Here is a 12,246-nt window from a genome sequence, read left to right as displayed (position 1 = left end):
ACGAGGGGCGCGGGGCCTAGGCCGCCTGCGCCATCTCTTCGTCCAGCTTGATCGTGACTAGATTCTCGGTCTTGTGCCGTTTTTGAAAGTGCAGCGACTGGGTGTAGTACGGCTGGACATCCAGCCCCCGGCCCTGCGACCGGCCAAACTTGCGGAACAGCGCCCAGGACGCCTCGTTGTCGCCGGTGATGGTGGTCTGCATCCGCTCCACATCCTCACAAACCTCACGGTCGAGGATCGACTGCAGCATCAGGCCGCCCAGCCCCAGACCGCGCGCCTTTTCGGACACGGCGACCTGCCACACGAACAGCGTGTCCGTGTCGTTGGGCGGAATATACGCGGACACCCAGCCCACGACCTCACCGTCAAGTTCGGCCACGACACAGGTGTCTGCGAAATGATCACACTGGAGCAGGTTACAATACATCGAATTTTCGTCGAGCGGCTTGCACGAGCGCACCAGCTCCCAGATCGCCGCGCCATCCTCTGCCGTGGGGCAACGAAGGGTGGGGAAGGACGAACGGGTGATATCACGCGGGTGTTGCATCGGACGAAGTCTCCTTGATTGCTTTGAGTGTTACTTAGGACAACGCAGCATGTATTTCAACGTGCAAAGCAGTTTTTGTGCAAATCTGGCCACTTCCGGCCCCGAAACACCCATATGAGCCATAGTTGCACTTAGTTTTACAAATCATTATTCCCTTTGTAGGGCGTTCAAACGCCTTGTAGGATAAGTAATCCCTTGTACTGGACAGCCGATGGACCGCGTTGACACCTGCCTGATCGCCATCCGCCGCATTCTGCGCGCGACAGAACTGTACAGTCGGGAGTTGAAGCTGGCCGCCGGCGTCACCGCCGTGCAGTTTCGCGTGCTTCAGATCATCGGCGAACGCGGTCACGCCACTGCCAAGGAAATCTCTGTCCAGATGCGCGTGTCGCAGGCGACGGTGACATCGCTGGTGGACAAACTGGTCAAGCAGAACCTGGCGCTGCGCGAAAAGTCAGAGACCGACCGCCGCCAGATCAATATCCACATCACCGCCGCCGGGCGTCAGACATTGGCAGAGGCCCCCGACCCGCTGCAACAACGCTTTGTGCGCAAGTTTGCCGCGATGGAGGATTGGGAACAGGCGATGCTGGTGTCCAGTCTGGAACGCGTCGCGGCGATGCTGGATGCCGACGATCTGGACGCCTCGCCGGTGCTGGACACCGGGGACATCAAACACGCGCTGGATCACTGACCGCCCTGCCCTGCCCCGGACCTCGGTCGCACAAACAAAGTTGCTGTCGTTCGGGAAAGGTGGCGCACCCAAGAGGATTCGAACCTCTGGCCTCTGCCTTCGGAGGGCATCGATCAGCGTGTTTCCGAAGGCTCCCCAAAGTTGATTGTCCATCTAACTTACTGATTTTACGATCAGCAATCCTGTGATATACGTTCTCCATGGTTTCGGGAAGATACCACTTTTGGCTTCCCTCCGGCTTCCCCGCCGCTTCCCCCAATAGAGGACCCAATAGAGGAACTGACATGCGAGCAAAGATCACCCTGCCCTTTCTGCGGAACCTCAAGCCAACTGGTAGAGAGTTTTTCATATGGGACGAAACCATGCCGGGGTTCGGTGTTCGTGTGAAACCCCAAGGGACAGCCTCCTTCCTCGTGCAGCACAAAACCACAGATGGCCGCACGCGCCGCAAGACCCTTGGCACATTTGGAAAGTCCGGCCACCCTACTCTGCAACAGGCGCGGCAGGCGGCGCAGAAGATCCTTGCCGAAGTGCAACTGGGTGCAGACCCAATCGGAGACGCGCGAGCCAAGCGGGACGCAATGACCGTTGCGACCCTCTGCGCGGAATACCTGTCAGAGGCCGAAGCCGGGCGTATCTTGAATCGATCAGGGCGGCCCAAGGCACAAAGCACATTGGAGACCGACCGGGGGCGCATCCGACAGCACATCCTACCATTATTGGGCAAGAAGCGGCTGGACGAAATCACACGGCAAGACATCGCGCAATTCATCCGGAACGTGGAGATCGGAAAGACCGCGCGCAGCGAAGCGTCGGGCAAACTTCGGGGACGTACAGTCGTCACGGGAGGCGCAGGGACCGCACGTCGAACTGCCGGTCTGCTTTCGGGCATTCTGACATTCGCGGTTGAGCAAGGCTACATCGCCACCAACGTGGCACATGGGGTGAAGCGATCCTCGGACAAGAAGCGGACGCTTGGTGACGTGACGCGCCTTTATGCGGCGCTTGGTCGGGCGCTGGACGCCGCAGAAGATTGCGGGGAAGATTGGCGGGCGATTGCTCTGGTCAGGCTCATCGCACTGACCGGGATGCGACGCAGTGAGGCTGTCAACCTCCGATGGTCAGAAGTCCACCGTTCCTCTGGCAAGCTCGATCTGGCAAGCTCCAAGACTGGTCGCAGCGTTCGTCCGCTGTCACGGGGAGCCATCGACGTGCTGGACGACTTGCCGGGCGCTTGGGGTCAAGGTTTCGTGTTTCCCGCACCTCGGATCGATGGAGCGGCTTATGCTTCGCTTCCGAATGCGTGGGCACGGATCACCGCGTCTCCCGAACTTGATGAACAAGATCGGAATTCTCTCGCCAAAACCACGCCACACCATTTGCGGCACGCGGTTGCATCGACCGGCCATGACATGGGTCTGAGTGTGCCCACCATTGGCGCAATCCTCGGTCATGCGTCGAGCGGTGTAACAGCGGGCTACATCCACGTCGTTGATCATGCTTTGCGATCTGCCGCCGACCGTCTTGGCGATGCTGTGGCAGAAGCGATGGGCGGACGACAGCGGGTCGCAGACAAGATTGTCCAGTTTCCGCAATATCAGTAACTTACGGCCACTTAAGGTCGCGTGCATTGGCCACGAAGGCCACAGGGTTGACAGTCGGAACATCCGAAACACGATGATTCGAAGGAACCCAAATGAGACGTTTAAACACCGCCGACTCCGCCCTTTATCTCCGGAACCAACACGGGATTGCTCGCACGCCTGCAACGTTGCGCAAGCTCCGCTGTCTTGGAGGCGGCCCCCAGTTTCGAAAGGCTGGTCGGAGTGTCCTCTACGACCGTGAATCGCTCGACACGTGGGCCGAAGCACTCGTAGGCGAGCCCGTTGCCAGCACCGCCGAGGTGGCCACATGAGAGCCACCCTTGAAATCGAGGCAGGTGGCGAGGCGCTGTATGTGCGCCTCTTGCCACCGGACTTAGTGCATGTCCGGCGCTTGGCTGCGGCAAGTGCGTCGGGTTCCAGCTTTCCCTTGAACGACGCCACAGCCCGGCGCTTGCGCAACCTCGGCCTGCCGATTGTGCAGGACGACTCCGGTTGGCGGATCGAGCTTGGCAGGAGAGTCCGCGAAATCCACCCCGCCTGAAACGAAGTCGCCCCGCCGCTGGGACAAGCGGACGGGGCGTGATCTTTAACGGTTAGGAGGCTAAATCCTATGCTCAAAACGATATACAAAAACCCGCCCAAATCCAAGCCTATCAATCACTCTGCTACAGGCTCAAAAGCGGGGACAAGAGAATGAGCCGGGCGGCACTGGACATGGTCTGGAAAATTGGTCAGGACCGTCAAGTGAGCTCGGGAATGCGAGTTGTCTTCCTCGTGCTGGCCGATCACCACAATTCGAAAACTGGCCAATGCAATCCCAGCCTTCAGCGCATTGTGATTGCATGCGGACTGTCCCGAGCTAGCGTTTGCAGCCACCTGAAAAAGCTAAAGGAACTCGGATTTATCGACTGGCAAACCGGGGGCCACTCATCAAACGCCTACCGTTTTCCAGAATTGGAGGGACGTCCTCAACCGTTTGACGACCCAGACGAGAAAGGTCCTCTGGACGGGGATGCGGAGGAGCAACTATCGTCTAGCGCACCAGACGATAGCGCGGCATTTCTATCGTCTAGCCGGCCAGACGATAGCGTGATCGAAGATGCAGATGCTATGGTCTGGCAGGCTGGACCCCTATCGTCTAGCGCACCAGACGCAAACAAAAGGGAACACAAGGGGCCAAGCCGCCACCGTCCCGTCCGGCTTACAAGCGTAGGGACGAGCGGACAGTTCAGGGATATTACTGAGACAGATCGGGACCAGCCGGCAGCGTCAAAAGCCCTGTCGAACGGAGACGCAATCGGTGAGGTCAGAGAAGAGGCGCGGACACTAACGGCAGCGGCTTTGCTCAACGGTGACGCGGGCGATGAGGCTGAAGATGGCGCGAAGAAGGAGCCGCACCATCCGCCGACATCTCTTAGCGAGTCCCGGTCCGAGCGACTTAGTCCCTCGGTTGAGGGTCCGACGCCAAACGTGATCGCCCTCCCTGCAAACCATCGAGTTCGCTTGCTGAATGCCCCGCCCGAATTTGAAATCCGCAACGGGCAGGTCCGAGCAGTCGCCCAGCCGGAGCCGATACTGGAACCTGCGAGGGAATGCGCGCCGGAAACTGCGGAAATGACCGAAGCGGATTGGGACCGCTACTTTACGGCCCACTACGGCGCCGAAGCTGTCCACGAGCTATTTCGCCAGCACCGGGACCAAGAGCCTGACCCGAACGAAGTTTGGCGCTAACCCCTGATCTTGCGGCGCTGCCAGAACGGCGGCCCGCCTTTGAAAATGCCCGATCCGCGAGAATGCCGACCGAGCTTCAAGCGTGAGGGTGCCCGCACAACGACGGAGGGGCGTCGAGAACGGCATGCGCAGTTCGCCAAGACACGCCAAGCACACTGTGCGACGCTGAAATCGGCCCTCTCGCCTGCGTAACTCCACCACTGCCCCTATTTCGCCCGGCGTGCGCCCATGAAACAAGGGTCAGGCCGTCTGTCGCCCAAATTCCCGGGGGTCAACTTGAGTGCCACGAATAGTCGTTCGCGGACTTGAAAAATGAGACAGCTGTACGCAGGAACTTGTTGCAGGCAGATGGTCGCAGCATCTTCCCGATAGGCGCGTCCGCCCCATAAAGGCCACCAAGCTATCGATAGAGAATAGCCCAAACAGATTGCGCAGGCGACTGCCATAGAGTGTATTGGCAGCGATTTTATAAGGGGTTCGGGAACAGGCATGAGTCTTTTCGACCAGAAGATTGAAGGCGTTCCGCAATTCGTCAGCTAGTGGCGCCGTGCGCCCGGCATCGTCAGCGCTGCCGCAAAAGGGTCATGAACTGCTCCGTCGCCCGGAGTGACCCCGCCAGGCTGTAATCGACGATGGTTCTGCCCGCAAAATCCTCGACGCCAAATTCATGGGCGTAGGCGAAGGCGGCGAAGAACGTCTCGAGGCCGGACGCTCCGTCCGCGGGCAGGTCGAAGGCGTAGCCATTCCGCTCCACATCGGCCCTGATCCGGGCCCATACCGGCTCCTCGCCGCGGCGTTCGAATACGAGCGTCAAATCCGTCTGGCCGGGCGGGAATTCCCGGTTCTCCCAGATAACCTCGCCAAACGAGACGCCGGAATGCGGATAGTAGACGATGCGGAAGACCGGATCGAGCGACCGGCTCTCCATCGAGAAGAACGGCTTGAGGGTGTGCGTGTTGAGGAAAGTTCCCGTGAGCCAGTCCCGGTTGAGGGTGCTGGTCAGGACCTGCAGATGGTGCAGGTCCTCGGTCGAGACATCTCCGGACCGCCGGTTGATGCCCAAATCTTCGAGTTCGTCAGTGGAGAAAACGTAGATATCGTCTGGCGGTGTCCGCAACATCCGTGAAACCAGGGCATCCGGAGTGCCGAACTGACGGAGGGCATCGAAGACGTCCGAGATTACGGATTGCGTTAGTGAATCGTCGTTCACACCCGACACCTGGTGAACGCCGAGCAGCCCATCGGCCAGTCGAAGCTCGCCCGCAAGGAAGGCGATCGAGCATGCCGAATGGCATTCACTGCCGGCGGTGATCCACGTGTTCAGCCTCAGGTCGTTGATGATCCGGGCGATCTCGAGACCGCTGTAGACCCGACCGCCGAGCGAATGAAGCTCGACCGTCGCGACGTTTGGAGTTCGCGCGACAACTGCACGGAACTCGTCAACCAACCTTGCGTCGAATTCACCCGTGATCCGGATCGTCCTGTCGTCCAGCTGGGTGACGTCCGCAACTGCCTCGAGCGGCGAAACGAGACACCAGAATGCGGCTCCCATAGCAATTGTTCGGCTCAACTGTGCAGCCCTCATCTGTGGTCGGCAATCGGCTCTCCACTGCATCGTCTGCACCGGCAGACGAGCCGTCAACTGTGCGAGACGTCGTAACCGGAGATGCTGCGACAATTGTCACGCTCGCGCCGTAGAACCGCTGGAACCGAAGGCAGCTAATTCAAGTACCGCGAGGGGCAGGAATGGTAACGGAGCTTTACGAGGCAACATTAGGCGCCCCTCAACTTTTGGGCCGTGACTAGCGTTTGCCAACCGAGGTCTGAGAATAGCCGCGTTCGGCCTTGGCGGTTCCGGCCCACTCCTGCCGTTCAGCAATGAAGCCTTTGCCGCAGTGCAGCTTCACCAGACCAGCCGTTCGTGCATCGTGCATCGTGCATCGTGCATCGTGCATCGTGCATCGTGCATCGTGCATCGTGCATCGTGCAGCATTTCGGCGGCTTGATCGTCGGTCAAGCGGACAGAACTGCCGTTCACATTGATGGGCCGAACTTCCGCTCTCACAAGTCATTTTGCGCAATTCCATAAGACGGTAGGCGCGCTACAATCGGTGTTGTCAGAAGCTGTCAGATTCCGACTTCTAAGCTGGGTGTGTACTCATGCATGCGCTTTTCGCGCCCTGCGTTGGTCTTTTTTGCGCGTACAATATACTCGGCTGCTGTTTTTCCGATCTCTCTTCGTGGTGTCCGGGACGTCGAGATCGAGACCGGCAGACTTTCGACGATATCGAGTCCATTGAACCCCGCGAGCGCTACGCGATCCGGAACACTTATTCCGGCCGCAATGCAATGAAAGGCGCCTCCAGCAGCGAGATCGTCGTTGGAATAGTAGATGCAATCCAGATCGGGGCTATCTGCCAGCAGGCGTGCAGTGAGATCACGCCCAGACTTCGTCGTCGAAGGTCCATCGCAGATTTCAATAGCCGCAATTTCCAGACCCTTTGTCGACAGAACTCGCATGAAACCTTCCAGCCTTTTGTTCGCGCGGGTATCTCTGTTCATGTTGCATCCGATATAGCCGAACCGTTTGCGTCCTGCGGCGACCAACGCCTCGGCCATGGCCCCGCCCGCGGCGTAATGCGACAGCCCGACACATGCATCCACCGGTGTCCCGTCCATGTCCATGATCTGCACCACAGGGACTCCCGCGTTTTCCAAGAGCCGCCGAGTTGTTTCGTCCTGGTCAAGTCCCGTGACGATCAGGCCAGCGGGTGACCAGGACAGCATGTTCCGAACAGCGAGGTATTCCTTGTCTGTGTCGTAGTCGGAAACGCCGAACACCGGTTGCATGCCGCTGCCTTCCATACCCTCGGCTATCCCAGCGAGGACCTCGGCGAAAACAATATTCGCCAGGCTGGGAACGACCACACCGATCAGGTCCGATCGCTTTCCTGACAGCGAAGACGCCAGGTGGTTTCCGACATAGCCGATGTCCTTCGCGGCCTGCAGGACCTTTTCGACATTGCTTTTGGATACGTCGCCAGCGCCGCGCAGGGCGCGCGATGCGGTCATCTTGCTGACGCTCGCGGTGGCGGCGACGTCTGCGAGTGTCACGCGGTTCTTTTCGTCCAAGGAACGCCTGCTCTTTCCATTAAATTCACCGTCGCACGGCCTATCGCTTCACTACACCCGTGGCAATTGGCCGACCAAGGCATCATCCGAAATTGACAACTGGTATCGATACCGGTACCGATACCGAAATTGAAGGCAATTGTCAAGAATCACACCAGAGAGGCTCGCGAAATGTCTGATACGTTCCGAACAGCAATCATCGGTCTTGGGTCCATGGGATACGGGATCGCGAAGTCCTGCCTACGCGCCGGTCATGTCGCCCATGGGTTCGATGTTGTCCCCTCGCAGATGGAACGGTTTCAGTCCGAGGGCGGAGCAACCGGGGCCCTAGCAGATATTGCCGGGTCGCTGGATGCCGCCGTCATCGTGGTCCTCAATGCGGCTCAGACCGAAGAGGTCATGTTCGGTGACAACGGCGTGGTGCCTGCGATGCGCAAAGGCTCTGTCATTCTCGCCTGTGCCACAGTTCCGCCAGCGTTCGCCAAGGACATGGAAGCCAGGTGCAATGCGCTTGGCATCCACTACCTCGACGCGCCGATTTCCGGGGGATCTCTGAAAGCGGCCAAGGGCCAGCTTTCGATCATGGGCTCTGGCTCGCCGGAAGCCTTCGCTGCCGCCCGTCCCGTGCTGGAAGCCGCCGCCGAGACAGTCTTCGAGCTAGGCGACGCCGCGGGGGCTGGCTCCGCAATGAAGGCCGTCAACCAGCTGTTGGCCGGGGTTCACATCGCCACTATGGCCGAGGCGCTGACATTCGGCATGACCCAGGGCGTTTCGCCGGAGAAATTCGTCGAGGTCATCAGCCAGTGTGCCGGCACAAGCTGGATGCTGGAAAACCGCGCGCCGCACATCGTGGCTGGGGACTACACGCCACACAGCCAGGTCAATATCTGGCCAAAGGACCTGAGGATCGTGCTCGATATCGCGAAATCGGCGAGTTTCAGTGCACCGATCACGGCGGCCGCCATGCAGCAGTACCTGGCCGCCGCCGGGATGGGCCTCGGTCGCGAGGATGACGCGGCAGTGGCCAAGGTCTATGCCCGCAACGCGGGGCTCACCTTGCCGGGAGAAGCGTGATGCTGCTGGGATGTATCGGCGACGATTTCACAGGGTCGAGCGACCTTGCCAACACCCTGGCCAAGGGCGGCATGCGGACGGTGCAATATTCCAGCATCCCCGACACCCCTGCTGGTAAGGATGTTCAGGCTGGGGTTGTGGCCTTGAAATCCCGGTCCATCGCCCCCATTGACGCGGTTCGGCAGTCTCTGGAAGCGCTCGACTGGCTGAAGCGGCAGGGGTGTGAGCAGTTCTTCTTCAAGTATTGCTCTACCTTCGACTCCAGGCCCGAGGGAAACATCGGGCCGGTGGCGGATGCCCTGGCCGAGGCGCTCGGCGCTCACCAGGTAATCGTCTGCCCGGCGTATCCGGGAACTGGGCGCTCGATCTATCAGGGACATCTGTTCGTGAAGGACCGGTTGCTCAGCGAATCCGGCATGAAGAACCATCCCCTGACCCCCATGACCGACCCGGATATCCGGCGTTGGCTGGCTCCGCAGACAAGATACTCGGTCGGCCATGTGCCCGCCGAGCACGTATTTGCAGGGTCCAATAGGATCGCTGAATCGCTTGAGGAACAGCATCGCTCCGGCCACCGCCATATCGTCGTGGATGCGATCCGCGACGAGGATCTGGTCGAGATCGGCATGGCCGCGAAAGGTTTGCCGCTGATCACCGGCGGCTCCGGCGTGGCACTAGGGCTGCCCGCCAATTTCGGTTGCTCTGCCTCTCAGGTCCCCTGGGCGGGCCAGGCCGGTAAGTCGATTGCGCTGTCGGGATCATGCTCTGTCGCGACCCGGGCGCAGGTTGCCCGGCATGCCGCAAAGCATCCGGTGCGCGAGATTGTGGCCGCAGATGTCATCGAAAGCCGTCTTGCGCCGAAGGAAATCGCCGACTGGCTTCTTGGGGCCGAAGGCCTGCCCTTGGCCTACAGTTCCGCCGATCCGGCAGAGGTCGCGCGAATACAGGAAAAATATGGCCGCGATGCCTCGTCCGAGGCGCTGGAAGGTTTCTTCGCCGATGTCGCGAGGCTGGGCGTTGCGGGCGGCGCGACCCGCGTGATTACCGCAGGCGGCGAAACCTCCGGCGCCGTCATCGAGGGGCTCGATCTTGGGACACTTGAGATCGGCCCGGAAATCGACCCCGGCGTTCCTGCGCTCAGAGCGCGCCCCGATCTGGTGGTTGCCCTGAAGTCCGGGAATTTCGGCGCCGAGGACTTCTTCGAGAAAGCCGACCGCCTGCTCAAAGGTGAGACATGACCGAGACCGACCTGCGCGAGCAGATTTGCCTGCTGGCAAAGTCATTGTTCGACCGGGGGCTGACCCATGGAAGCACCGGTAACATCTCTGCGCGAACCGAAGACGGCGGCCTGCTGGTCTCGCCAACCGGCACCAGCTTTGGCCGACTCGATCCGGCGCGACTTAGCCGGTTCGATTCAGCGGGCGTTCTGACCTCGGGTGATAAGCCCACTAAAGAGATGCCGCTGCATACGGCGTTCTACGACACGCGCAGCAGTGCCGGGGCAGTCGTGCATCTGCACTCCTGCCACTCGGTCGCATGGTCAATGATGCCGAATGCGAATGCGGATAATTTCCTGCCGCCGCTGACTCCTTACGCGATCATGAAATTGGGCAAAGTGAAACTGCTGCCGTTTTTCCTGCCGGGTGACCCGGCAATGGGCGATGCGGTTCGCGGGCTGGCGGGAAAACGCAGCGCGGTCATGCTGGCGAACCACGGCCCGGTCGTCGCAGGCAAAGACATTGAAGCCGCCTGCAATGCGATCGAAGAACTGGAAGAAACCGCGAGGTTGGCGATGCTGCTTGGCGGCACGGGCGCAAAGGCCTTGACCGAGACACAGGTCCGCGCCGTTGTCACGCAATTCGATGTGGAGTGGGACGCATGATGCAATTTTCCGCCAATCTTGGTTTTCTATGGGCAGACCGCCCCCTGCCGGATGCAATCCGCGCGGCAAAGGCCGCCGGGTTCCACGCGGTGGAGTGCCATTGGCCCTATGACACGCCCGCTGTGGAAGTGAAGGCAGCCCTGGCCGAGACCGGGCTGGACATGCTGGGTCTCAATACCCGGCGCGGAAACGTCGAGAATGGCGACAACGGTCTGTCAGCAATACCCGGACGAGAGGCTGAGGCCCGAGCCGCAATTGACGAGGCAATCGCGTATGCGGTCCAGATCGGCGCGGGGAAAATCCACGTCATGGCGGGATTCGGTCAAGGCGCTTCCGCCCGTCAGACATTCGTCGACAACCTCAACTACGCCTGCGGAAAAGGCGCAAAGCACGACCTGACGATGTTGATCGAGCCGCTGAACCAGCACGACGCCCCGGGATACTTTCTTCAGACGACAAGCCAGGCAGCGAACATCATCGAAACCATCGGCGCGCCCAATCTGAAACTGATGTTTGACTGCTACCATGTGGGCCGAACCGAGGGAGATGTGATCACCCGACTGCAAGAACTGTTGCCGATTATCGGGCATATTCAGTTCGCCTCGGTGCCGGACCGTGGCACACCCGATCATGGCGAGATCGACTATCGGTCTGTGTTCTCGGAGATTGAAGGCTTCGGCTGGAGCGCTCCACTGGGAGCGGAATACAAGCCGCAAGGCGATACGGATGCGTCGCTGTCGTGGATGTCGGCGTTAGTGTGAGGAGATGCAGAATAGTGGTTCTTTTTGAACCACTTCGATATTCTTCCGTCAAAGGACTCACCGGATTTTCGGCATGACGAATTGAAGGCCGGTCGTGATGCTGATCTTGGGTGGCGCCCTTGGCGGACCGGGCATTTCTAGCATGCCTGCGCGGCAGTCAATCCGACTCTTTCGAAGTACGCCTCCATCCATGTCCGCATATCCAAATGGCGGCTAACCAGAGGATTGCACCCATTTGTTTTCGATGCGGCATCTGTCGGTTTGGGCTCGCTGCGGACCTCGGATGCGCCGCAGAATTTCATGATATGATGATCCGTCAACGTCGGGTTGTCGATGTGGAGGGCGTGGCGGATCGGAGGATCAGTCACGCCAACACCGAACTTACCTGCCATTCGCGCGCTTCGCCCTGCTTGGAACAAGGGGCGCATCGTGGGCCAGAAGCGGCCCCTGAAACCCAAGCATGTTTGGGCGATAAGGGTTCGGTGTCAATCGGCACGCAATCCTGACCCCCTATCGGCGCCCAAAAATGACCCCCTTATTTTGCGCAGGGGTAGCTGGCCCGATGCGGTGTAGCCATCACACAGCGCAGCCGCGTCGGGCCAGCGGGGCCTGGGTTACTCCCTGGTCTTGAAGCGCCAGCTCTCGTTGCCGGTTTCGACGATGTCGCAGTGGTGGGTAAGGCGATCAAGTAGCGCTGTCGTCATCTTGGCGTCTCCGAAGACCGATGGCCATTCACCGAAGTCGAGGTTGGTCGTCACGATGATGGACGTGCGCTCGTAGAGACGACTGACGAGGTGGAACAGCAGCTGGCCGCCGGTCTG

At 60.0% G+C, this 12,246-nt stretch carries 12 protein-coding genes and 2 pseudogenes; 9 read left to right on the top strand and 5 right to left on the bottom strand.

The window, feature by feature from the left end; translation table 11 throughout:
* Positions 1 to 16 precede the first annotated feature (16 nt).
* On the bottom strand, positions 17 to 547 hold the full coding sequence (ectA, locus tag CHB90_RS14465) for a diaminobutyrate acetyltransferase (protein ID WP_089278586.1): 531 nt from the start codon (positions 545 to 547) through the stop codon (positions 17 to 19).
* Positions 548 to 758: 211 nt separating this feature from the next.
* Here ectA and CHB90_RS14460 point away from each other — a divergent pair, with 211 nt between their 5' ends.
* The 5 genes and pseudogenes from CHB90_RS14460 (at position 759) to CHB90_RS27550 (ending at position 4,576) form a co-directional block, all read left to right on the top strand.
* Positions 759 to 1,241, top strand: a complete 483-nt coding sequence (locus CHB90_RS14460) for a MarR family winged helix-turn-helix transcriptional regulator (protein WP_089278585.1) — start codon at positions 759 to 761, stop codon at positions 1,239 to 1,241.
* 200 nt (positions 1,242 to 1,441) lie between these two features.
* Positions 1,442 to 1,798, top strand: a pseudogene (locus tag CHB90_RS27555) (Arm DNA-binding domain-containing protein); the annotation flags it as partial.
* 24 nt (positions 1,799 to 1,822) lie between these two features.
* The gene (locus tag CHB90_RS14455; protein ID WP_245823256.1) at positions 1,823 to 2,845 is read left to right on the top strand and encodes a tyrosine-type recombinase/integrase; all 1,023 of its coding nucleotides are present in this window, start codon (positions 1,823 to 1,825) and stop codon (positions 2,843 to 2,845) included.
* A gap of 307 nt (positions 2,846 to 3,152) precedes the next feature.
* Positions 3,153 to 3,386 carry a hypothetical protein gene (locus tag CHB90_RS14445; RefSeq protein ID WP_089278582.1) on the top strand — a complete coding sequence of 78 codons (234 nt, stop codon included), beginning with the start codon at positions 3,153 to 3,155 and terminating at the stop codon, positions 3,384 to 3,386.
* 152 nt (positions 3,387 to 3,538) lie between these two features.
* Positions 3,539 to 4,576, top strand: coding sequence for a helix-turn-helix domain-containing protein (locus CHB90_RS27550; protein ID WP_089278581.1), 1,038 nt, complete (start codon positions 3,539 to 3,541; stop codon positions 4,574 to 4,576).
* Positions 4,577 to 5,138: 562 nt separating this feature from the next.
* Here CHB90_RS27550 and CHB90_RS14435 read toward each other — a convergent pair.
* The 3 genes from CHB90_RS14435 to CHB90_RS14430 form a co-directional block, all read right to left on the bottom strand.
* Positions 5,139 to 6,128, bottom strand: a complete 990-nt coding sequence (locus CHB90_RS14435; protein ID WP_089278580.1) for a COG3904 family protein — start codon at positions 6,126 to 6,128, stop codon at positions 5,139 to 5,141.
* A 250-nt stretch (positions 6,129 to 6,378) separates the two neighbouring features.
* A complete protein-coding gene (locus CHB90_RS27335) occupies positions 6,379 to 6,510 on the bottom strand; it encodes a hypothetical protein (protein ID WP_281256108.1) in 132 nt (43 codons plus the stop codon).
* Between the two features lie 193 nt (positions 6,511 to 6,703).
* On the bottom strand, positions 6,704 to 7,708 hold the full coding sequence (locus CHB90_RS14430; protein ID WP_245823255.1) for a LacI family DNA-binding transcriptional regulator: 1,005 nt from the start codon (positions 7,706 to 7,708) through the stop codon (positions 6,704 to 6,706).
* Between the two features lie 171 nt (positions 7,709 to 7,879).
* Between CHB90_RS14430 and ltnD the strand changes: the two genes are divergently transcribed.
* From ltnD to CHB90_RS14410, 4 genes are read left to right on the top strand one after another with little or no spacing between them, the layout of a single operon-like run.
* Positions 7,880 to 8,782: an L-threonate dehydrogenase gene (ltnD, locus tag CHB90_RS14425; protein WP_089278579.1), complete on the top strand. Its 903-nt coding sequence runs from the start codon at positions 7,880 to 7,882 to the stop codon at positions 8,780 to 8,782.
* Positions 8,782 to 10,020: a 3-oxo-tetronate kinase gene (otnK, locus tag CHB90_RS14420; RefSeq protein ID WP_089278578.1), complete on the top strand. Its 1,239-nt coding sequence runs from the start codon at positions 8,782 to 8,784 to the stop codon at positions 10,018 to 10,020. The genes ltnD and otnK overlap by 1 nt, the downstream gene beginning before the upstream one ends.
* Positions 10,017 to 10,664: a 3-oxo-tetronate 4-phosphate decarboxylase gene (gene otnC, locus CHB90_RS14415; protein WP_089278577.1), complete on the top strand. Its 648-nt coding sequence runs from the start codon at positions 10,017 to 10,019 to the stop codon at positions 10,662 to 10,664. Before otnK ends, otnC begins: the two co-directional genes overlap by 4 nt.
* The gene (locus tag CHB90_RS14410) at positions 10,664 to 11,425 is read left to right on the top strand and encodes a hydroxypyruvate isomerase family protein (protein WP_089278576.1); all 762 of its coding nucleotides are present in this window, start codon (positions 10,664 to 10,666) and stop codon (positions 11,423 to 11,425) included. The genes otnC and CHB90_RS14410 overlap by 1 nt, the downstream gene beginning before the upstream one ends.
* A gap of 614 nt (positions 11,426 to 12,039) precedes the next feature.
* Here CHB90_RS14410 and istB read toward each other — a convergent pair.
* Positions 12,040 to 12,246, bottom strand: a pseudogene (istB, locus tag CHB90_RS14400) (IS21-like element ISPkr1 family helper ATPase IstB); the annotation flags it as partial.

Origin of the sequence: Antarctobacter heliothermus (assembly GCF_900188425.1) — a bacterium.
GTDB lineage: Bacteria > Pseudomonadota > Alphaproteobacteria > Rhodobacterales > Rhodobacteraceae > Antarctobacter > Antarctobacter heliothermus.
Note: the sequence above shows the minus strand (reverse complement) of the source record. Positions and strands in the feature narration are given on the sequence as shown.